The following is a 19,768-nucleotide window of genomic DNA, read 5'->3' as shown; positions in this document are numbered from 1 at the left end:
ACCACCTCATTTTTGCATGACCTCCTCCCCTGACCAACCGGTTAACCACGTACCTGCGTCTTCTTCTGCCTCTGAATTTGTCATTGAGCAAGTGGACCTGAACGCGCTCACGTTTGACTGGCTGGAAGCCCATAGCGCCGAGCGCGTGTTGCCAGAATCAAGGGGCTATGTAGACATCCATCCTCTGTCCATTCAAGTAGACTTTGGGTCGTTTGTCAATCCGTTTAGCAGCATCGTGTTTCAACCTGTGGTGGTGCGGCAACTGGACCAGCGTCTAGGCTTGGACTGTGCCTGTCCCGCACCCAAAGACAAACTCTGCACGCACCAAGTGCAGGTGCTGCAGTGCCTGTTGTACCGTGAGGAAATACGCGTGTTCTTTGACTCAGCTCTGCGGCACCAGAAACTACAGAAGGCCGCTGTGCCGTACGGTCTGGAGAACGAACCCAACCTGGATTCCTTCTTTGAGCTGGAGTACAGCAACAAAACCCTGCACATAGAACCGCGTCGCAAGGAGCTGTTTCCCATTCATACCTTCACCAGTGCGTTCATTGCCGAAGAATTAGCGCCATCTGCCCCGTCGCTTCCCGTAGCACCTAATTCGGCTGACGGAGTTAGGCAAATAGTGGTCATGGGCAAGCACCGGTTTTACAACCATTTGCACCTGGAATTGATGGAAGCGCCCTTGACCAGGGACGGCAAAATCAAGAATCCGTTGAAAGCCCTGGCGCCGTTTGATTTCCTGTGGCAGACTCAGAACCCTGAGGAGCTCAAGTTTTTCAGCGGCATTTCCAAGTTCCAGAACAACTACAACACAGTCAGGACCTCGGCAGATCTGGAGGCTTTAAAAGCCCTTCTAAAAAACCCCTTGCACCTGGATTTCTACTGGCACGACACTGACAAATCACCCAATGTCACGGCCAGCGCCTTGACGCCCGTGCAGGTGAAAACTCTGCCGGTAAACTTACAGCTGACGGTGCATTTGCAAAACGATTTTTATGAGGTAACGGGGCATCTGCAGGTAGAAGACCAAGCCTATGACTTCCCAGATTTGCAGGTCAAGTTCAACTACTTCCTGCACCTAAAAAATACGCTGTACCTGGTAGAGGACGAAGGCGTTTTGCGCGTCATCGAGTTTTTCAAAAAGCACCACAACCAACTGGTTCTGCATGCTTCTAAGTTTGAGGAGTTCAGGGTGCAGGTGCTGGCCAACCTGGAGCACCAAATCAAAATCACCTACACATTCCTGCAGCCCGCCACCGCCAAACAGATAAAAGAACAAGGCTTCGACCAGCCATTTGAGAAAGTCTTGTACCTGTCAGAGTCCATGCCCTACGTACTGCTCACGCCGGCCATTCATTACGGTGAGGCAGAGGTACCGATATTGTCCAAGAAGCAGATTTATGCCACAGACGCACGTGGGAAACCATTCACGGTGACCAGGGACGAGAACACAGAGCTTTCGTTTCTGCGCGCGGTACTGCAAGAACACCCAGACTTGGAAAACCAACTCACACAGAGCAGTTTTTACCTGCACAAGGACCAGTTCTTGAATGAAGAATGGTTTCTGGAGGCGTTTGCCAACTGGCGAAGCCAGGGCATCACCATGTTGGGCTTCAACCAACTGCAGGGCAACAAATTCAGTCCATTCAAAGGTACGCTGTCCATCTCTATGGAGAGCGGCATTGACTGGTTTGACACCCACATTGACTTACTTTACGGCAAACAGAAAGCCTCGCTTAAACAACTGGCCAAGGCCGTCAAGAACAAGACGCGCTACGTGCAGTTAGACGATGGCACTTTAGGCATCCTTCCCCAGGAATGGATAGACCGCTTGGCGCGCTACTTTAGGCTAGGCGATGTAGTGGAAGAACAGTTACGCACGCCCAAAGTACAGTTTGCCAACATCACGGAGCTGTATGAAGATGAAGTGCTCTCTACCGAGGTCAAAAAGGAGCTAACCGGCTTGCAGAAGAAGATGCAACCCAAAGCCAAGTTGCCGCAAGTACCCGTGCCTAAAGAATTGCAGGCCACCTTACGCACCTATCAACACCAAGGCCTCAACTGGCTCAACCACTTGGATGACCTCAACTTTGGTGGCTGCCTGGCAGATGACATGGGCTTGGGCAAAACCGTTCAGGTGATTGCGTTTATGCTGGTTCTCAAAACCAAACGGCAAGCGGGACCGCATCTGGTGATAGTGCCTACGTCCTTGTTGTTCAACTGGCAACTGGAGCTGGCCAAATTCGCGCCTAGCTTAAAAGTGCACACCTTCTATGGTGCAGAGCGTGGCCGAAAGGAATTTGGCTTGGTAGACGTGGTCTTGACATCTTACGGCACTTTACTGTCTGAGATAAAAGCCCTGAAGGAGGTGCTCTTCCATTACATCTTCCTGGACGAGAGTCAAGCCATCAAGAATCCAGAATCCCAACGTTACAAAGCGGCCCGATTGCTACAGGCCAGAAACCGCATGGTGCTCACCGGTACGCCCGTGGAGAATAACACCATGGATTTGTACGGGCAACTATCCTTCGCGTGCCCGGGCCTGCTGGGCGACAAGCGCTATTTCCGGGACCATTATGCCACGCCCATTGACAAGTTCAAGGAAACCAAGCGCGCTGCCGATTTGCAGAAGAAAATCCAGCCCTTTTTGTTGCGCCGCACCAAAGAACAAGTAGCCAGTGAATTGCCAGACAAAACAGAGATGGTCATTTACTGCGAGATGGGCTTGGAACAGCGTCAGGTCTATGAGAGCCACGCCAAGGAAGTCCGTGATTTCTTACTAGGCCAACCAGAAGACGACTTGCCAAAAAGCCGCATGCACGTACTCAAGGGCTTGACCAAGCTTCGGCAGATTTGCAACTCACCGGCGCTCTTGCCTGATGATGCCTCGTATGGCGATTCTTCGTCTAAAATTGAAGCTTTGCTGGAGCAGATTGAGAACAAGGCCCCTTATCACAAGATACTGGTGTTTTCGCAGTTCGTGTCCATGCTGGACCTCATCAGGCCAGAGCTGGAGAAGCGCGACATTCCTTTTGAGTACCTAACCGGGCAGACCACCCAGCGCGGCAGTAAGGTAGACAACTTCCAGAGCAAGCCTGAGGTGCGGGTCTTCCTGATTAGCTTGAAGGCGGGTGGCACCGGCCTCAACCTCACCGCCGCCGACTACGTCTATCTGGTAGACCCGTGGTGGAACCCGGCCGTAGAAAACCAAGCCATTGACCGCGCGCACCGCATTGGCCAGCACCAGAACGTAGTAGCGGTTAGACTCATCTGCCCCGACACCATTGAGGAGAAAATCATGACCTTGCAGACCGGCAAGAAAGAACTGGCTAAGAACCTGGTTAAAACAGACGCGCCGTTTCTGGACACCCTCTCCAAACAGGACCTGCTGCACTTGGTGAGTTAAGTTGGCGGCACGTTCCTTTTAGCAGATTTGCGTTTCTGGCTGCTATGAAGTAGGCGAGAAACGTTCGTTTCTCGTTACCTTTATAGCTGGGTTAGCCATCTACATTCAATCAGGCTAACTGTTTACCTAATTCAGAATTGAGTACCATGTCCGAAGAAGACAAAGAGATATACTACCGCACCTATTTCGGGCAGAGTCATGACTACTATTATGACAAGCTGGAGCAGTACCAGGCCGGCCGAAAGTTCACCTTCAACTTCTACGCCTTCTTTCTGGGTCTGCCTTGGCTGCTTTACCGCAAGATGAACCGCTTTGCGCTGTTTCTGCTGGTAGTGGTGGTTGGTCAGTCCATCCTGTTAAACTACCTGCTGGAGCAGAAATTCATCACCGCTGTAAATGCCTTCTGGTATGAAAGAGGCGCTATGCTTTTCTGGGGATTGGTGACGGGTTTTTTGGCCAACTATTTTTACATGCGCCAGGCCCAGCGCGAAGTTGACAAAGCCATTGCCGCCACGCCCAACGAAGACACCGCCCTTGAACTACTCAGCCAGAAAGGCGGCGTCACCTTTATCCCGCATATTGTGATTGCCGTGATGTTGCTAGTCTTGCTATTGATGGGCCAGTAAAAGCTACGTCTCCGTTTTTGTTCTGTTTTCTGGGAAATAGGCGAAAAACGAGCATCTTAATCCCTCATAGAATTCTATAGATGAAGCAGATGGCAATGCGTGAGAGACAAGGCAGTGCCATTGTCTCTACAATGCACCGCGTCAGCTCAGAAAGGCATTGCAACGTCTCTCCTAGCAATCTGATAGCCGACCGACCTTGCGCAGGGCAGCCCTGGCTGTGCGCCCGGAGCATGGGAGGGAGATGTAGTAGCTTTTCAATTGGCAGAAGCGTAAGCGGGCTATGGATGAATAGCGCTCGCCAGGTGCAGAGAATGAAGAAAAGCTGTCTGAGCGGCAGCGAGTTTCTTTTCTTCTTGATTCTTTTGGTTACTTTTCTCATCAAGGAGAAAAGTGACAAACGCTAATAGAAAGCAAGGAAGGAGGATTGGGGAGGACGGTGTTGGAAGGTAGAGGCTTGAACGGAAATTAAGGTCGTTGGTGAGAACACCAACAACGGCGGGCGAAAATAAAGGCTTTTTTGAACTCCGGATTCTAGACTCAGAACTCTGGACTAGCGACTCAGAACTCGTACGTCATCCCCCTACCCCCTTCAAAGGGGGACAAAAAAGGTCTAATTATAAAAGTTTTTTGGCCTATTTTCCAGAAAACAAGCCAAAAACGACAAACTGTTTATATCTGGGCAATCTTATACTGCTTTACATCCACCGTCTCCCAGACTTTGTTCAGGATATACGGTTCTTCAGACATCCACTTTTGCAAGTCTGACTCGGTCTCAAATTGCAACACCAAAGAGGAGCCGCGCATGATGCCTTGCTCATCTAGAAAAGCGCCACCCAAGAGAAAGTTGCCGCTTTCCTTCAGGTTTTTCATCATGTCAATGTGCTGGGGCCGGATGGCCATGCGGTGGTCCAAGGCGCCCTCGGTGGTGAAATCTGTGCCGGTAACTAAGTATTGTGTCATAGTCAGTTCTAATTAAGAAGCTAAAAGTAGAGAAAAACGGGGGCATCCTAAAATAAAGCCTCTCAGTAGAAAGCTGAAAAGAAACCGTAATTTTATCCTTTATCTACAGAATGCCCCATTTGCCGTACTATCCAAAGACGGCCCATTGATAAACGCCTATGACCAACAACGATATCCTCAAGAAACTACGCGTGGCCTTGCAACTGCGCGATGACCAGATCATAGACATCCTCAGGCTGGTAGACTTCAACGTCACCAAGAGTGAGTTGGGCGCCATCTTCCGGAAGGAGGACCACCCCAACTACCAACCCTGCGGCGACCAACTGCTGCGCAACTTCCTGAACGGACTAGTCATTCACATGCGCGGGCCCATGGAACCCAAAAAAGCAGGTACAGACCAACCACAGAAGCCAGCTTCTGCTCCCAGAGATAGAAATAGCCAGGACCGGGACGGCGGCAGAAACCGTGAGGACAGCAGGGATCAGCCAAGAGAAGACGATAGACGGCCTTTCAGAAGTAAGAGATAAAGCACTAAACCACAGCCCCAACGCTGTGGTTTTTGTTTTTAGCCTGTTTTCCAGGAACTAAGCTAAAAACGCCTGTCCTTTACCTGTGAGTGCTGTCGTAGTTATATGAAAGGCGGTTAGATAAACTGGACACTATCAGCCATTATATGGGAACAGCAATTGAACCCTAAGCCACGCTTACTATGTGTTAAAGAGACGTCTGTGTACAATAATCCAACTGGAATATAGTTTTATTATATATTCTAATGTTGTACTTAGCACGCATTTCCATGGCCCAATATTTCTGGAAAAGAAAAGACAAAACTACTGCTCCCAAAGTCAAGAAATCTGCGGTGCGGGAATGGGGCGACGCTCTCATGTTTGCAGTAGTCTGCGCCACCATCATCCGGTGGCTGACCTTTGAGGCGTATGCCATTCCTACTTCTTCCATGGAAGGCTCGCTGCTCACCGGAGACCATTTGTATGTAAGCAAGTTGCACTACGGTTCGCGCACGCCCATGACTCCGCTGCAGGCTCCGCTTACCCACCAGACGCTCTGGGGCACCAACATTCCCTCCTTCTCAGAGGTGATTCAGTTGCCGTCTTACCGTCTGCCAGGCATTTCTGAAGTTAAACGCAATGATGCCGTCGTTTTCAACCACCCCCAGGAAGAGGAACGACCAGTGGATTTGAAAACCTTCTTGATAAAGCGGTGCATAGGCGTGGCCGGAGACACCCTCCAGATCAAAGACGGCCAAGTATATCTTAACGGAACCGCCCAGGAAGACCCCGCCAAGCTACAATTCAGCTATTACCTTAAAACCGATGGCTACGTGCAGGAGAGATTCTTCAAAAAGCAGGGCATACGTGAGGTGATGGCCGCGCAGGATGGTTATTATGTGCATACCTCGCCAGAAACGGCGGCAAAGCTCCGCTCCTTTGACTTCATCAAAGAGGTGGTGGCCTTAAAAGCAGCGCCGGGCACCCCAGAAGTGCAGGTGTTTCCGCAGACGCCGGCCACGCATGCCTGGAACCAGGACAATTTCGGGCCGCTGTACATTCCCAAAGCGGGCGCCACGGTGGCCCTCACGCCAGCCACGCTGCCCCTGTATGAAAAAGCTATAAGGGTGTACGAGCATAATGATAAGGTGGAGAAAAGGAACGGCAGGCTCTACCAGAACGGCAAAGAACTCACCCACTACACCTTTAAGCAGAACTACTATTTCATGATGGGCGACAACCGCCACAACTCCAATGACTCCAGGTACTGGGGCTTTGTGCCCGAAGAATACATTGTAGGCAAAGCCGTCCTGATCTGGATGTCCGCTGACTCCACAGCCAGCCTCACGGACAAGATTAGATGGAACCGCTTGATGCATACCGTAAACTAAGCTCCTTTAGTTAAATGGCTGGCATTTTTACCAAAACCTAGCCACCGGCTTTTCTTGCGGAAGTGCCGTTTTTGGCCTACTTTCCAAAAAATACCCCAAAAACGACCTCACGCCCATGTGGACCTGCGAAATCTGCACCCAACAGTTCCTGAGAACCAACCAAGCCCACTCTTGCCTGGACAAAACCGAGGCCGACTTTCTGCGCGGCAAACCTGAGAAAGTACTTGCGCTGTACCACCATTTTCTGGACCAGTACCGCACCATCGGAGACTTCCGAATTCATCCATCCAAGTCTATGTTATCGCTGGCCAAGAACACCCGCTTTTGCATGATTTACAAAATGGGCCGCACCTTCCTGGACGTGTACATACCGCTCAGCAAAGTTTACGCAGACACGCTGTGCTTTCATAAGATTGGCCACGTAGGCGAAAAGCAAACCAACCACTGGCTCAGGATTTATGAACCCGAGGACGTAAATGAGGAAGTGATGCACTACATGAAAATGGCCTATGAAGAAGACGCCTTAAAAGGTGCAACTCATTTAGCCAAGGCTGAAAAATAAGCCATGCATGCTCTATAAAAACGGCAAGTCCCGCCAGTTAACGCACTGTCGGGACTTGCCGTTTTTAGCCTGTTTCCTGAAAAACAAGCCAAAAACGCTATTATATGATAACACGCTAGGTAGCCAAACCAGCCTTTGCCGCAGTATCCTCTTCTTTCACCTCATGGTTGCAATGGCGGCAACTGGCTGAGCAAGGGGTCTTTCTGGCTTGGTACAGGTTGAGCAAAGGCGTGCGCAAATGGCCGGGACTAGTCTTGCGGTAATCACTAGAGAAGTATTCCTGTAACAGGTGCGTGTCTCTGGTGGCTAGCACAAACAAGTCTGGCGTAGCTCTTCCGGAGAAACTGTTCAGGCCTTCCAGCAAATCATCCTCTTCCTGGCAGACAATGTCCAGGTTGGGGTACGGCAATTCCGTTTTAAGCGTGGCGGCGGCCTTCTTCACCTGGCAGAAACTCACGCCGTCTAGCTGGCTGTGCAAGTGCAACAGCGTAAGGTGCACATTGAACTTCTGGGCCAGCTTCTGCACGCGTTTCATGACGGCCTCATTGGTATCTGTTACGTCCAGACTGAAGACAATCTCCTTTAACGGCTGAAAAACGGCGTTGCTTGGCACTAAAAGAATAGGACACTTCACTAACTCGGGCAAGGCCACTACCTCTTGCTGCTCCAATCCAGCCAGCAGATAGTCTGCCGGGGACACCAGCATGTCAATGTCCCACTCGTCCACCAGCTGGGTTAAATGCTTTCTTAGATCGCCTTCTTTGATGGAGCATTCAATAAGAGGTTCGGTGCCTATGCCAGCGGTAACTTGGCGGGCATGGCGCTCCGCGAAGCTCCTCAGACGCATCACCAATTGGCTTTCAAAGGTGGGCGTGAGTTGCAAAGCGCCAGTGCAATGCAACAGCGTAATGTCTGCACCTATGTGGTCGGCAAACTGGTACGCATAGCGCAAAGCGGTCACGCAGGCGTCTGTGAAATTGAAAGGAAGTAGAATTCTTAGCGAGTTCATAGTCTGTTTTTTGATAGGTATATTTCTGATTAAGGAACGTGACAAACCGAAACCTCAGAGGTGGTAGTCACCAGTTGCGGGCTCACGTAGGGTACGCCCAGGTTAAGGCCTCTAAGAATGAACAAGACGGCCAGACATCCGGCCACATACGGAACCGCGGTGCGCATGTAGTAGCGCATCTTGGGCTGAATCATTTTACCGGACAGAGACACCAGCCACATTAAAGGAATGGTCCCCAGCCCGAACATGGCCATATACAACATGGCTCCGCCCACACCCGGCGCACTGATGGCCCCGGCCAAGGCAAAATACACCATCCCGCACGGCAACAATCCGTTCAAGACGCCAATCTGGTACAAGGCTCTTGGCGACCCATTCCCGAAGTGCTTGGCCATGGCCTTTCTTAGGGCGTTCCACCATTTTTCGGTGCCCAACCAGCGGTTTATTTTATTAGAAGTAGCGGCGGGTAACACTACCAACAAAAGCATCATGACGCCAGAGGCTATGGACAGCGTTTGTTGCCAGCCCGCCAGGTTCAAGGTTGAACCAATAGCCCCAGCCACAGCACCTAACACTACATAGGTAGTAAGTCGGCCTATGTTGTACAGGAGCCGGCCTCCCAGAAAGGAAGCGCCGGTACCCCTGCCAACAGGTAGCGCCATTGCAATAGGGCCGCACATCCCTACGCAATGAAAACTACTGATAAAACCTATGACCAATCCAGCCCACCACATGGTTTAGAGCGTTACGTCTTGTTGCTGATAATATTCCTTGTCGCCTACTTTGCCCACCACCTGCACGCGCCATAGCCCTTTGGTCAGGGAGCCGGTAGTGAAGTGTTGCAAACCGTCAGCGTTCAGTTTCAAAGGTACCTCAAAGTCAAGCGTCACGTCAGAAGGCCTGAAAAACAACACCGACCCCGTGGCTTTCCTTAGCTCTGCGGGGAACTGCACCACCAATTGACCTGCCGCCTGTGCCGCAATAATCTGGATGGGCTGTTCTAGCTGTTGCGCGTGGCTTAACTGTTGCATGCGCTCATTGTAAGCCAGTTCTTTGGCGTAATAGTCCTTGCTTACCAAGTCCACGTCGCTCTGCATGGTGCCATACACCAGCATGCCTATGTAGCAGATGAACAGCAGAAACGCCGAAATGATGATGTAAGGAAGAAGAGACTTCTTTGGTACTGCGGGGGTATTGGTATGGATAGACATTTTAGTAAACGTTAGTTATTTTAGAAGACGCAAGATGTCAGACACAAGACGCAAGACTTCTTTTAAGCATTTCTATGTCATTTGCGATTTGCTCACTTGTTTAATATTTAGTGACATTTTCAAATTTGAACATCTCCAAATCTTCAAATCAAAAAATAGCACATTAATGACCTGGCCCCAGGAACTTAGTGGTTTCGGTGGTGAGAAGTTGGTTGCCGCTGTACACGCCAATGGTGATTTCTGAGCTCGCCAATTCCAGGCTGTTTTTTGGGATTTCAGCAAAAAACACGCCCTCTACCAAACCTTGCTTCGGTAACACCAACTCATTCCGGATGACCTTGATGGTGCCCTTCGGTGATATGAGCTTCAAGGTGATAGGCATCTGAATGTCTGTTTTGTTGATGACTGTGATGTTGTAAAGGTTGCTGACGCCACCGCTCTCCGTATTCTGGTACAACATGCCCGGCGTACGCAGAATGGTCGCGTCCACGTTGCTTCTGGTGGCCAGCAACGTCCCGAAGGCTGACATCAACAATACTAGAATGGTGGTGTAGAGCTTCACACGAGGGGTCAATTTCCAAGGCTTCTTCTCTTCAATGCTTTCCTCAGACGTCATTCTAATCAGGCCGTGCGGCTTGTTGATGAGGTCCATGATGTTGTTGCAGGCGTCAATACAGGCGGTGCAGTTAATGCATTCCATCTGCTGAGCCCCGTCCCGGATGTCAATCCCCGTCGGGCAGACCTGCACGCACTGGTGGCAGTCAATGCAATCTCCTTCCGTACGAATCTGGTTTTTACGCAGCTTGCTTCTGGGTTCGCCGCGCTGGTAGTCATAGGCTACCGTAATGGTCTGCTTGTCTTGCATTACTCCTTGCAACCTTCCATAGGGGCAGACAATGGTACACACCTGCTCTCTAAACCTGGAGAAGATAAAGTAGAACACTCCAGTAAACATAATAAGCGAAACAAGGTCACCCATATGGTTAGCAGGAGAGTCTGTCACAATCTGCCAGAGGTCCTCAACTCCAATGATGTAGGCCAGGAACGTATGGGCAATCACAAAGGACACAAGCACAAACAGCGTGTGCTTGGCCGTCTTCTTCCAGACCTTCTCAAAAGACATGGGCGCGCGGTCCAACGCTTTTTGCTGCGGGGCATCGCCTTCAATCCAGTATTCAATGCGCCTGAACACCATTTCCATGAAAATGGTCTGCGGACAAATCCAGCCACAGAAAACACGTCCATACACCACCGTGAACAAGATGATGAACACTACAAACGCCATGAAACCCAGCAACAGGATGAAGAAATCCTGCGGCCAGAAGATCTGCCCGAACAAGATGAACTTACGCGCCGGGAAGTTGAGCATGAGCACCGGCAGACCGTTCACCTTCCAGAACGGACCAGTGAAGAGCATGGTCAGGAGCAGGTAGCTCACGTACTTGCGGTATTGGTATAGTTTACCGGAGGGCTTTTTAGGGTACACCCACACCCGTTTGCCGTCTTTGTCTACCGTGGATATATGATCCCGGAAGGTTTCAGGCTCTGATAGAATATTACTCATGGTCTCATACCGGTTGTGCGCCCGGCAGCGAGCTTGTACTTTCTGGCTCAGAAGCAGAAGTGTTTCCTCTCCTTTGAACCTGTTGTAAAATTACCCCGCCCCCACCCCGCATACCATTGCCTTCATCATCCCTGAAAATGATTTATCTCACCTTTTAACATGAGTTGCGAGTTAGGTAAACATTTATGAAGCTTTTTTGGCCTGTTTTCCAGAAAACAGCCCAAAAACGTCCCTTGGCGCATCCGTTTTATCCGATGCACGCTAGGGACAAGGCAGTGCCGTTGTCTCTACAACAAAAATCTCCGCGCCAGCGCAAAACGCATTCCTGCGTCTCCAACAGCAGTCCGCTCGCCGACCGACCTTGCGCAGGGCAGCCCTGGCTGTGCGCCCGGAGCATAGGCAGGGAGCAGGCAGTAGCGTATCAATCAGCAATGGCGTAAGCCCGCCATGAAACGAATCACATTGGCCAGGTGCACAAAACTGAACCACCGCCTGTCTGAGCGGCAGCGAGTTCGGTGGTTCTTGATTCTTTTGGTTAGGTTGAGCATCAAGGAGAAAAGTGACAGACGCGGGTAGAAAGTAAGGGAAAATGAAATTGGTAGTGATGAGTTTGGGAGGCAGAGGCGGAAGGTAATAATCAGATATAGCAAGTCATCCCCCTACCCCCTTCAAAGGGGGACAAAGAAGCTCCTTTCCTAATCAAGGCTTAAACAGAGAATCGTTTTAAGCCTATTTCCCAGAAAACAAGCCAAAAACGCATTCAATCATACTTATAAAAAAAGCCCTTCCTGTAGCAGGAAAGGCTTTTCACAAACTAAAAACTAAACTTATTTCTTCGCCTCTACCTTCTCTCCTTGCGGAGCCTTGGCATTGGCAGGCTTGGTGCCTTGAATACTTAAAATGTAGCTAGATACTTCTAAGATCTGGTTATCGCTTAGCTTTTTCTGCCAAGCCACCATGCCTTTGCTGGTCACGCCGTATTTCACGGTTTTGTAAACGGCATTCACATCGCCGCCGTGCAGCCAGAACTCATCTGTGAGGTTAGGCCCAACGGTTCCCTGGCCTTCCTGACCATGACAAGCCGCACAGTTCTGAATGAAAGTGGCTTTACCAGCCTCTAGCTGCGGAGCGTCTTTCAGGGCCGTGAAGTTGGTGACCTCATTGGCGTTGCCTTCACTGCTGGCAGGATTCAAGAGGGACGCTTGCTGTACCTCGGCTTGGTATTCTGCGTCTTGTAATTGGCCACTGCCTAGCACGTGGTAGTTTAAGAGGTACACTACCCCAAACACGATGGTAGCGTAGAACATGTACTTCCACCAAGGTGGCAGGTCGTTGTCAAATTCATGGATACCGTCATAAGAATGGTCTTCCATCAAGATGTCCTTGTGCTGGCCAACTAGCGTGGTGGTATCACCGCGTAAGAGGGCAATGACACGCGCCATGGTCGTGTTGCGCAAGGCCGGGCGCTCATACAAGTGGCTCAGGATGGGCAATGCCTGGAAGAAAGTGACAATCAAAACGGTCATCACAATCAACAACAAGAAGGCTACCAAACAAAGCAGCACCAAAGTAGTGGCGGGCATGTCCTTCAGGCTGAAAGCTGGGGTGGCAACTGGTTCCTTGGTAGAATCATCGCCTTTGGTCACCTCAGTTTTAGGAACTTCGGCTACTGCGGGGGGTTCACTTTCTGCCTTCACATAGGCAATGACGTCTTTGATGTCGCCTTCAGACAGGGTGCTTTCAAAAGAGGTCATGGGCACTTTCCCGAACTTCTCAAACACTTCCACCGCTTGCTTGTCTCCAGAAGAGACCATCTTGGTGGAATTCTTCACGAAGCTGGTGATCCACTTCTCATCGCGGCGTTTGTGCACGTCTTTGAGCGCGGGGCCTACCACTTGTTCTGTGACGCTGTGGCAGACGGCGCAGTTGGTATCAAAAACGGCTTTCCCTTTAACGGCGTCCTGCGCCTGGGCAGGTTGCCACAAGGTATTGGCGCTTAGTAAAGCAGCCAGCCAACATATTCTGGTTAGGCGTCTCATGACCGTAGTTCTGTTTCTAAAGCGTTGAATCCGTTTTCGTTTTGCAGGGGCATGGCCTTCATGGCGCGCACATGGTCTCTGTTGACTACCAGCACATATCCTAACAGCCCAATGAAAAAGGCGAAGAAGATGATAAAGGAGATGATAGGATAAATCTCTATGCCGGCTATGGATTGAAGTATGTTCTTATACATGGCTCTATTTTTTGAGACTCAGGACGCAAGACCCAAGATGTAAGACTTTTTTCTTATGATATAGAAAATGAAATGTCTCTGTCTTGTGTCTTGAATCTTGTGTCTTATGTCTATTTTTCTTCTTGCACTTTAATGTCAGTACCCAGGCGTTGCAGGTAGGCAATGAGGGCGATGATCTCCTTCTCAGGTTTCACCTCAATGTTTTCCTTGCGCAGACCGGCACTAATGGCGCGGGCCTGTTTCATGAGGTCCTCGTTGGCTCTATCGGCGTAGCCGGACTCATACGGTACACCCATTTTCTGCATGGCCTCTATCTTGGCTTTGGTGTCTGAGATGTCCAGGTCTTTCTCTAGCAACCAAGGATAGACAGGCATGATAGAACCCGGCGACATAGAGGTTGGATCCAGCATGTGGTTATAGTGCCAAGAGTCTGGGTACTTACCGCCAATTCTATGCAAGTCTGGACCCGTCCGCTTAGAACCCCACAGGAACGGACGGTCATAGACAAACTCGCCGGCCTTAGAGTATTCTCCGTAGCGCTCGGTCTCAGAACGGAACGGTCTCACCATTTGTGTATGGCAGTTCACACAACCCTCTTTGATGTACACGTCACGCCCTTGCAACTCCAATGAGGTGTAAGGTTTCACAGAGTCAATGGTAGGCACGTTAGATTCTACCAGGAACGTAGGCACCATCTCTACAATACCACCAATCGCGATGGCCACCGTAGCCCAAACGGCCATTTGTACCGGACGGCGCTCAATGATTCTGTGCCAATGGCCTTTGTGTTGACCTGGGGTAGTAATCACCTCGGCGGCCATTAACGGAGCGGCCTGGGCTTCTTCATTGGCAAGCAGGTTGCCGCTCTTCACAGTCTTGATGACGTTGTACAACATCACAAACACGCCACTCAGGTACAACACGCCACCAATTCCACGCAGGTAGTACATAGGCACAATCTGCAAGACGGTCTCTAAGAAGTTAGAGTACTGCAAGAGGCCTTCATTGGTGAACTGTTTCCACATTAAGCCTTGGGTGAAACCTGCCCAGTACATAGGGATGGCATAGAACAGGATACCCAGCGTGCCTAACCAAAAGTGCCAGTTGGCCAGTTTCTTAGAATATAATTCTGTTCTGAAGATGCGTGGCAACAACCAATAGATAATCCCGAAGGTTAGGAAGCCGTTCCAGCCCAGGGCGCCTACGTGTACGTGTGCTACTATCCAGTCAGTAAAGTGGGCAATGGCATTCACGTTTTTCAAAGACAACAGCGGTCCTTCAAAGGTGGCCATACCATAGGCGGTGATTGCCACCACCATGAACTTAAGCACCGGCTCTGTGCGTACTTTATCCCAAGCGCCTCTTAGCGTTAAGAGACCGTTGATCATACCACCCCAGCTTGGCGCAATCAGCATCACAGAGAACACCACTCCTAAAGACTGCGCCCAGTCTGGCAACGCGGTGTACAACAAGTGGTGAGGACCGGCCCAGATGTAGATGAAAATCAAAGACCAGAAGTGGATGATAGACAGTCTATAAGAGTAAACCGGTCTATTCGCCGCCTTAGGCAGGAAGTAGTACATCATGCCCAGGTATGGCGTAGTCAGGAAGAATGCGACTGCGTTGTGGCCATACCACCACTGTACCAGCGCATCCTGCACCCCGGCGTAGCCAGAATACGACTTCATGAACGTTACCGGAATCTCATAGGAGTTGACAATGTGCAATACCGCTACCGTCAGGAAGGTGGCAATGTAGAACCAGATACCCACGTACATGTGGCGCTCGCGGCGTTTGATGATGGTGCTAAACATGTTCCAGCCAAATACCACCCAGATCAAGGTAATGGCAATGTCAATGGGCCACTCCAGCTCGGCGTACTCTTTAGAAGTAGTGTAGCCCAACGGAAGCGTGATCACCGCCGAAAGGATAATCAGCTGCCAGCCCCAGAAGTGGATTCTGCTCAACACGTCTGAGTACATGCGCGCCTTACAAAGACGTTGCAACGAGTAGTACACGCCCATGAAAATGCCGTTGCCCACAAAGGCAAAAATCACGGCATTGGTGTGCAAAGGCCGTACCCGCCCGAAGGTGGTATACTCGGTGCCCATGTTCATTTCGGGGCGCGCCAACTGGAACGCAATGATCACCCCAATGAGCATGCCGGCTATCCCCCAGAACAGGGTGGCATAGGTAAAGTCTCTGACAATCTTGTTGTCATAGTAGAAAGTTTCCACGGTTTTGACGGTGTCTTTGACCGTCTGCCCGGGTGTTTTTAGAACCTCAGCTAACATGTGCGGTGTCCTCCATAGGTTTAGAAGTAGAAATAGTAAGGGATTTAGTAGAGTTTTGGGTAGGCGCGTGCGTCAACTCGTTGTCAAACAGGATTCTCACCGAAGGGGTGTAGTCATCCTCATATTGGCCACTGCGCACAGCGGTCAGGAACGCACTTAAAAATAGGATCGCCATGATGAGGCTGATGCAGATAAGTAAGTAGATGATGTTCATAGCGTTTCCTGGGTTATGTTGTACCCTCTTGGAGGCTGGCCCGGCGCTGAAGAAGTGAAATGAGAGGAACAGCGCTTACCTTTCTCTTTGAGTTGTTACAAAGGTCTTGAGAAGGCGCCTCAGAAAAGATGACAGAAGTCAGTTTAGGGGGTGATTGATGTCAAAGGGAGGCAGTAAGGCAAAAATGATCCAAGCGCTTACTTACGGCTAGAAAGCTTTTGTCTCAAGTTGCGGCGCTTTCGTTTTTAGCCTATTTTCCAGAAATCAAACCAAAATCGGCGGCCTCTGCTTTTTTTCATCACGCCTTATGTCACAGAAACCACTCTCTCGGTACTTACTCAACTCTACTACCGTCTTCTCTCTTACTCTCTTGGTTTTGGGTCTGACCGTGATAGGCGTGTATTTGTTTGGTCTGGGGCGGGAGCATACATTCTTCCAGAATTCTCTGCTGTCCACTAGCATTCTGTCTGTTGTGTTTTCTGCCTTTGTAAGCATAGGCCTGTATGGCGGCGTCAAATTGAAAGACACGTTAGGCCAAGTCACAGATAAAATTCCATTCAGAAAGAAGAACAAAGACGGATCATCTGGTGGTAGTTGGCTCAGCATGGGAGATTTCATGCCTTCTTTCCCTGGCAAATCAAGCGACTCCTCTAGTAGCAATAGCTTTGACGTTGGTGACCTAGGCGGTGATGAAGGTTGCGTAGGAGTCTTGGTGGGAATAGTGGTTTGGTTAGCCGTAGCCCTGGCGCTGAGCATAGCCCTGTGGCTTTTTGGCGAAATCCTGCTGGTGGCCCTCTTTGCCTTCATGGCTATGCTGTACTGGATATTCTTCAGGGCGCTACGGCTAGTTTTCAGGCACAGTCATCAAACCAGAGGGCGCCTTACGGCAAGCATTGGCTATGGCTTGGTCTACACGCTAGTTTACAACAGCTGGATTTACGCCATCTTTATTTTAGTGGAATACCTTAGGGGCTGATACCCATTTTTGACCTCCTTTCCTGAAAACAAGCCAAAAATGGGTTGACTTCGCTTTAGTTCATTCTCTGCATCCCTTTCATCTTTCTCGCGGAGCCATTTCTTCTCTTCTCGTATAGCACAAGTAGACTTAACCACAACACTATGAAGAGAATAGCCATTACCGGAGCCACTGGTCATCTAGGCCGTTTGGTCATCCAGAAACTAAAAGAAAAAGGAACCACAGATACCCTCATCGGGCTGGTGCGCTCTCCAGAGAAAGCCGCTGACCTAGGTATTGAAACGCGCCTTGCCGACTACGAAAAGCCCGACACCTTGAACAGCGCGTTGCAGGGCATTGACACGCTCTTGCTCATCTCGGGCAGTGAAGTAGGCAAGCGTGCGGCCCAGCACCAAAATGTGATTGCCTCCGCCAAGAATGCGGGCGTGAAATGGATTGTGTACACCAGCCTCTTGCACGCAGACACTTCTACCCTTAGCCTGGCCGGCGAGCACCGCTCCACCGAAGAAGCCTTGAAAGAATCCGGCATTCCGCACACCATTCTACGCAACGGCTGGTACACTGAGAATTACACCGGTTCTATTGGTGGGGCTTTGGCTGGAGGCGCCTTCATTGGCAGTGCCGGCGAGGGCAAGATCTCCTCTGCCGCCCGCGCCGACTTTGCCGAGGCCGCCGCCGTAGTGCTCACCACCAAAGGCCACGAAGGCAAGGTCTATGAACTAGCTGGCGATGAAGCCTACACCCTACAAGACTTGGCCGCTGAGATTTCGCGGCAGACAGGCAAAACTATCCCGTATAAAAACCTCTCAAAAGAAGAATATGCCCAAGCGCTGGCAGACTTTGGCTTACCCGAGGGCTTGGCGCAGTCCATTGCCGGCTGGGACATCTCGGCCTCACAGGGAGATTTGTTTGATGACAGCCACCAGCTTTCAAAGCTCATTGGTCGGCCTACAACGCCCCTATCCGTTACCGTGGCCGAGGCGCTGAGAAATAGTTAGATCGACGTGTTCCCAGAAAGGAAGTCTCCTCATTTATAAGGTGCCTCTCGTTTTTGGCTTGTTTATCAGGAAATAGGCCAAAAACGGGAAGTCCTTTTGCGTGCGTTTGTCATCTTCCCATCCAGATGCTATATTGTTCGTAATACCATGAGCTCATCAGGAGTACAAAGCAAAACAGAAAGGTAATCAGGCACCTCGGCGAAGGACCTGGCAGACAGTCTTAATTATGTTGTCTCCAGGGTTCTTGAACAACTGGCGTACACGTATTTCCCACTTATTCTCTACCCTCCCATGGAAGCACTCAGCACAGACATTACGGATGACATCAAAAGCCTAAATCAAACTTTTGTCACCTCCTTTAACCAAGGTGATACCGCCGGCGTGGCCAACCTGTACACTATCACGGCGCTGCTCATGCCCGCCGGAAGCGAGGTCATCCAAGGCCGGGAAGCCATTGGTAAGTTCTGGCAAAATGCCCGGGACAACGGCGTTACCCATATGACGTTAGAAACTGTGGAGGTAGAACAACTGGAGCTAACCGCCATTGAGCTGGGTACCTATACCTTGCAGGGCGCTGGTAGCAACCCCATAGACACCGGTAAATACATGGCGGTCTGGAAGCGCGAAAACGACCACTGGAAAATGCAGAAAGACATCTGGAACAGCAATTAAGCATCCTAATTCCTACAAACCCAAATCACAATTAACACCAAATGCCCCAGCGTAGAATTCTATCATGGATTCAGTGCTGGGGCATTTGCTGTTTAATAAGGACCAGCTTGGATTCAGGCTTCAGGAAGAAGCTTCGTTTTTAGGGTATTTTCCAGAAAACAGGTCAAAAATGGCAAAACAGACTTATCCCAAAGGATCACCGCCTTGACTGAACTCCTGCGCTATCTGTTGCGACAGTTCCAGAACGTTCTTGAGCACGGGACTGTTATCATCTTTGCGCCATGTCATGTACAGGTTCACTTTCTGCGGAAGATGGATGAAGCGCACGTTGGGCGGAGCGGCAAACGCATAGGAACTCGGCATGATGGAGATGCCCAGCCCACGCGCCACCAGTCCCAGAATCATCGTCCCGAAGTCTGAAGCAATGTGCACGTTGGGCGTAAAGTTGTATTCCGTAAAAATCTGCTTGAGCGTGTTCACGTAATGCGTCTTCTGGTGTAGGCCAGATAAGATGAACTTCTCTTCCTGCAGGTCCTGCAGGCCCTTAAAATTCTCCTGCGTCACCCAATGATTCTGCGGCACTATCAAGGCAAACGGTTCTGAGTAAAGGCATAAGGACGTAAGCGACGGGTTCTGGGCAGGATCTCGCCTAAAGGACAAATCCATCTGGAAATTGAGCAGCAACTCCTCAAAGCTGATGTCTACAGGCTCCACCAATTCAACTTTCAATTCTGGCAGAGTCTGCGCAATGCGGGACACTACCGCCGGCAGAAACCCATACGCCACAGACCCAGGGTACCCGATGGTGATGGAGCCCAAGGCGCCTTCGTGTATCTTTTTGGCTTGCCGGTGGGTGCGGGCAATCTCCTCCAACAACGGCGCCCACCGGTCCCGCAGAAAAGCCCCGGCCTCGGTGAGCTTCACGTTGCGCTTGCTTCGTTCAAACAAAGTCACGCCCAATTCGTCCTCCAAGGCCTTGATTTGTCGGCTCAAGGCAGACTGCGTGATGAACATCTTCTCTGCGGTGTTCCAGAAGTGCAGTTCCTGCGATAGGGCCAGAAAATATTTTATCTGCTGTATGTCCAAGGGGTTCTGTGATGTGGTTGGTGCATTAGTCAATCCAAGATTAGCATTTTTTAAGAAGAC

General features: G+C 50.5%; 18 protein-coding genes. 8 read left to right on the top strand and 10 right to left on the bottom strand.

Annotation, left to right across the window (positions count from 1 at the left end):
- Positions 1-16: 16 nt before the first annotated feature.
- Entirely contained in the window at positions 17-3,406 is a 3,390-nt protein-coding gene (locus tag TH61_RS12080) for a DEAD/DEAH box helicase (RefSeq protein WP_066509602.1), read from the top strand.
- Positions 3,407-3,552: 146 nt separating this feature from the next.
- Positions 3,553-4,032, top strand: a complete 480-nt coding sequence (locus TH61_RS12075) for a DUF2628 domain-containing protein (RefSeq protein ID WP_066509600.1) — start codon at positions 3,553-3,555, stop codon at positions 4,030-4,032.
- Between the two features lie 669 nt (positions 4,033-4,701).
- On the opposite strand, the gene TH61_RS12070 is transcribed toward TH61_RS12075, so the two are convergent.
- Entirely contained in the window at positions 4,702-4,992 is a 291-nt protein-coding gene (locus TH61_RS12070) for a YciI family protein (RefSeq protein WP_066509597.1), read from the bottom strand.
- A gap of 158 nt (positions 4,993-5,150) precedes the next feature.
- Between TH61_RS12070 and TH61_RS12065 the strand changes: the two genes are divergently transcribed.
- The 3 genes from TH61_RS12065 (at position 5,151) to TH61_RS12055 (ending at position 7,451) form a co-directional block, all read left to right on the top strand.
- Positions 5,151-5,519, top strand: a complete 369-nt coding sequence (locus TH61_RS12065) for a DUF1456 family protein (RefSeq protein ID WP_066509596.1) — start codon at positions 5,151-5,153, stop codon at positions 5,517-5,519.
- A 269-nt stretch (positions 5,520-5,788) separates the two neighbouring features.
- Positions 5,789-6,889: a signal peptidase I gene (gene lepB, locus TH61_RS12060; protein ID WP_066509594.1), complete on the top strand. Its 1,101-nt coding sequence runs from the start codon at positions 5,789-5,791 to the stop codon at positions 6,887-6,889.
- A gap of 115 nt (positions 6,890-7,004) precedes the next feature.
- Positions 7,005-7,451 (top strand): DUF5655 domain-containing protein, encoded by a 447-nt coding sequence (locus tag TH61_RS12055; protein WP_066509586.1) that lies wholly within the window; start codon positions 7,005-7,007, stop codon positions 7,449-7,451.
- A 115-nt stretch (positions 7,452-7,566) separates the two neighbouring features.
- Here TH61_RS12055 and TH61_RS12050 read toward each other — a convergent pair whose 3' ends face one another.
- The 8 genes from TH61_RS12050 to ccoS all read right to left on the bottom strand — a co-directional run bounded on the left by TH61_RS12050 (position 7,567) and on the right by ccoS (position 15,976).
- Positions 7,567-8,460 carry a universal stress protein gene (locus TH61_RS12050; protein WP_066509585.1) on the bottom strand — a complete coding sequence of 298 codons (894 nt, stop codon included), beginning with the start codon at positions 8,458-8,460 and terminating at the stop codon, positions 7,567-7,569.
- Between the two features lie 29 nt (positions 8,461-8,489).
- Complete coding sequence (locus tag TH61_RS12045; RefSeq protein WP_066509584.1) at positions 8,490-9,122, bottom strand: sulfite exporter TauE/SafE family protein; 633 nt, start codon at positions 9,120-9,122, stop codon at positions 8,490-8,492.
- A gap of 75 nt (positions 9,123-9,197) precedes the next feature.
- Positions 9,198-9,671 (bottom strand): FixH family protein, encoded by a 474-nt coding sequence (locus TH61_RS12040; RefSeq protein WP_066509582.1) that lies wholly within the window; start codon positions 9,669-9,671, stop codon positions 9,198-9,200.
- A gap of 163 nt (positions 9,672-9,834) precedes the next feature.
- Entirely contained in the window at positions 9,835-11,235 is a 1,401-nt protein-coding gene (gene ccoG / locus TH61_RS12035; protein WP_066509580.1) for a cytochrome c oxidase accessory protein CcoG, read from the bottom strand.
- Between the two features lie 827 nt (positions 11,236-12,062).
- Positions 12,063-13,274, bottom strand: a complete 1,212-nt coding sequence (locus tag TH61_RS12030; RefSeq protein WP_066509579.1) for a c-type cytochrome — start codon at positions 13,272-13,274, stop codon at positions 12,063-12,065.
- Positions 13,271-13,468 (bottom strand): hypothetical protein, encoded by a 198-nt coding sequence (locus tag TH61_RS12025; protein ID WP_066509578.1) that lies wholly within the window; start codon positions 13,466-13,468, stop codon positions 13,271-13,273. The genes TH61_RS12030 and TH61_RS12025 overlap by 4 nt, the downstream gene beginning before the upstream one ends.
- A 110-nt stretch (positions 13,469-13,578) precedes the next feature.
- Positions 13,579-15,762, bottom strand: coding sequence for a cytochrome-c oxidase, cbb3-type subunit I (gene ccoN / locus TH61_RS12020; RefSeq protein WP_066509576.1), 2,184 nt, complete (start codon positions 15,760-15,762; stop codon positions 13,579-13,581).
- Positions 15,752-15,976 carry a cbb3-type cytochrome oxidase assembly protein CcoS gene (ccoS, locus tag TH61_RS12015; RefSeq protein WP_066509573.1) on the bottom strand — a complete coding sequence of 75 codons (225 nt, stop codon included), beginning with the start codon at positions 15,974-15,976 and terminating at the stop codon, positions 15,752-15,754. Before ccoS ends, ccoN begins: the two co-directional genes overlap by 11 nt.
- 307 nt (positions 15,977-16,283) lie before the next feature.
- Here ccoS and TH61_RS12010 point away from each other — a divergent pair, with 307 nt between their 5' ends.
- The 3 genes from TH61_RS12010 (at position 16,284) to TH61_RS12000 (ending at position 18,622) form a co-directional block, all read left to right on the top strand.
- The gene (locus TH61_RS12010) at positions 16,284-16,952 is read left to right on the top strand and encodes a hypothetical protein (protein WP_066509569.1); all 669 of its coding nucleotides are present in this window, start codon (positions 16,284-16,286) and stop codon (positions 16,950-16,952) included.
- Between the two features lie 143 nt (positions 16,953-17,095).
- A complete protein-coding gene (locus TH61_RS12005; protein ID WP_066509564.1) occupies positions 17,096-17,950 on the top strand; it encodes an SDR family oxidoreductase in 855 nt (284 codons plus the stop codon).
- Between the two features lie 291 nt (positions 17,951-18,241).
- Positions 18,242-18,622 (top strand): DUF4440 domain-containing protein, encoded by a 381-nt coding sequence (locus tag TH61_RS12000; protein WP_066509563.1) that lies wholly within the window; start codon positions 18,242-18,244, stop codon positions 18,620-18,622.
- Positions 18,623-18,805: 183 nt separating this feature from the next.
- On the opposite strand, the gene TH61_RS11995 is transcribed toward TH61_RS12000, so the two are convergent.
- Positions 18,806-19,741 carry a LysR family transcriptional regulator gene (locus TH61_RS11995; RefSeq protein ID WP_231862212.1) on the bottom strand — a complete coding sequence of 312 codons (936 nt, stop codon included), beginning with the start codon at positions 19,739-19,741 and terminating at the stop codon, positions 18,806-18,808.
- Between the last annotated feature and the right edge of the window lie 27 nt (positions 19,742-19,768).

The sequence above is a fragment of the Rufibacter sp. DG15C genome, assembly GCF_001577755.1.
In the GTDB taxonomy this organism is placed as follows: Bacteria; Bacteroidota; Bacteroidia; order Cytophagales; family Hymenobacteraceae; genus Nibribacter.
Note: the sequence above shows the minus strand (reverse complement) of the source record. Positions and strands in the feature narration are given on the sequence as shown.

Coding starts and splice junctions, on each gene's coding strand:
- TH61_RS12080 (WP_066509602.1), top strand. CDS start 17: ATGACCTCCTCCCCTGACCAACCGGTTAACCACGTACCTGCGTCTTCT.
- TH61_RS12075 (WP_066509600.1), top strand. CDS start 3,553: ATGTCCGAAGAAGACAAAGAGATATACTACCGCACCTATTTCGGGCAG.
- TH61_RS12070 (WP_066509597.1), bottom strand. CDS start 4,992: ATGACACAATACTTAGTTACCGGCACAGATTTCACCACCGAGGGCGCC.
- TH61_RS12065 (WP_066509596.1), top strand. CDS start 5,151: ATGACCAACAACGATATCCTCAAGAAACTACGCGTGGCCTTGCAACTG.
- lepB (WP_066509594.1), top strand. CDS start 5,789: ATGGCCCAATATTTCTGGAAAAGAAAAGACAAAACTACTGCTCCCAAA.
- TH61_RS12055 (WP_066509586.1), top strand. CDS start 7,005: ATGTGGACCTGCGAAATCTGCACCCAACAGTTCCTGAGAACCAACCAA.
- TH61_RS12050 (WP_066509585.1), bottom strand. CDS start 8,460: ATGAACTCGCTAAGAATTCTACTTCCTTTCAATTTCACAGACGCCTGC.
- TH61_RS12045 (WP_066509584.1), bottom strand. CDS start 9,122: ATGGCGCTACCTGTTGGCAGGGGTACCGGCGCTTCCTTTCTGGGAGGC.
- TH61_RS12040 (WP_066509582.1), bottom strand. CDS start 9,671: ATGTCTATCCATACCAATACCCCCGCAGTACCAAAGAAGTCTCTTCTT.
- ccoG (WP_066509580.1), bottom strand. CDS start 11,235: ATGAGTAATATTCTATCAGAGCCTGAAACCTTCCGGGATCATATATCC.
- TH61_RS12030 (WP_066509579.1), bottom strand. CDS start 13,274: ATGAGACGCCTAACCAGAATATGTTGGCTGGCTGCTTTACTAAGCGCC.
- TH61_RS12025 (WP_066509578.1), bottom strand. CDS start 13,468: ATGTATAAGAACATACTTCAATCCATAGCCGGCATAGAGATTTATCCT.
- ccoN (WP_066509576.1), bottom strand. CDS start 15,762: ATGTTAGCTGAGGTTCTAAAAACACCCGGGCAGACGGTCAAAGACACC.
- ccoS (WP_066509573.1), bottom strand. CDS start 15,976: ATGAACATCATCTACTTACTTATCTGCATCAGCCTCATCATGGCGATC.
- TH61_RS12010 (WP_066509569.1), top strand. CDS start 16,284: ATGTCACAGAAACCACTCTCTCGGTACTTACTCAACTCTACTACCGTC.
- TH61_RS12005 (WP_066509564.1), top strand. CDS start 17,096: ATGAAGAGAATAGCCATTACCGGAGCCACTGGTCATCTAGGCCGTTTG.
- TH61_RS12000 (WP_066509563.1), top strand. CDS start 18,242: ATGGAAGCACTCAGCACAGACATTACGGATGACATCAAAAGCCTAAAT.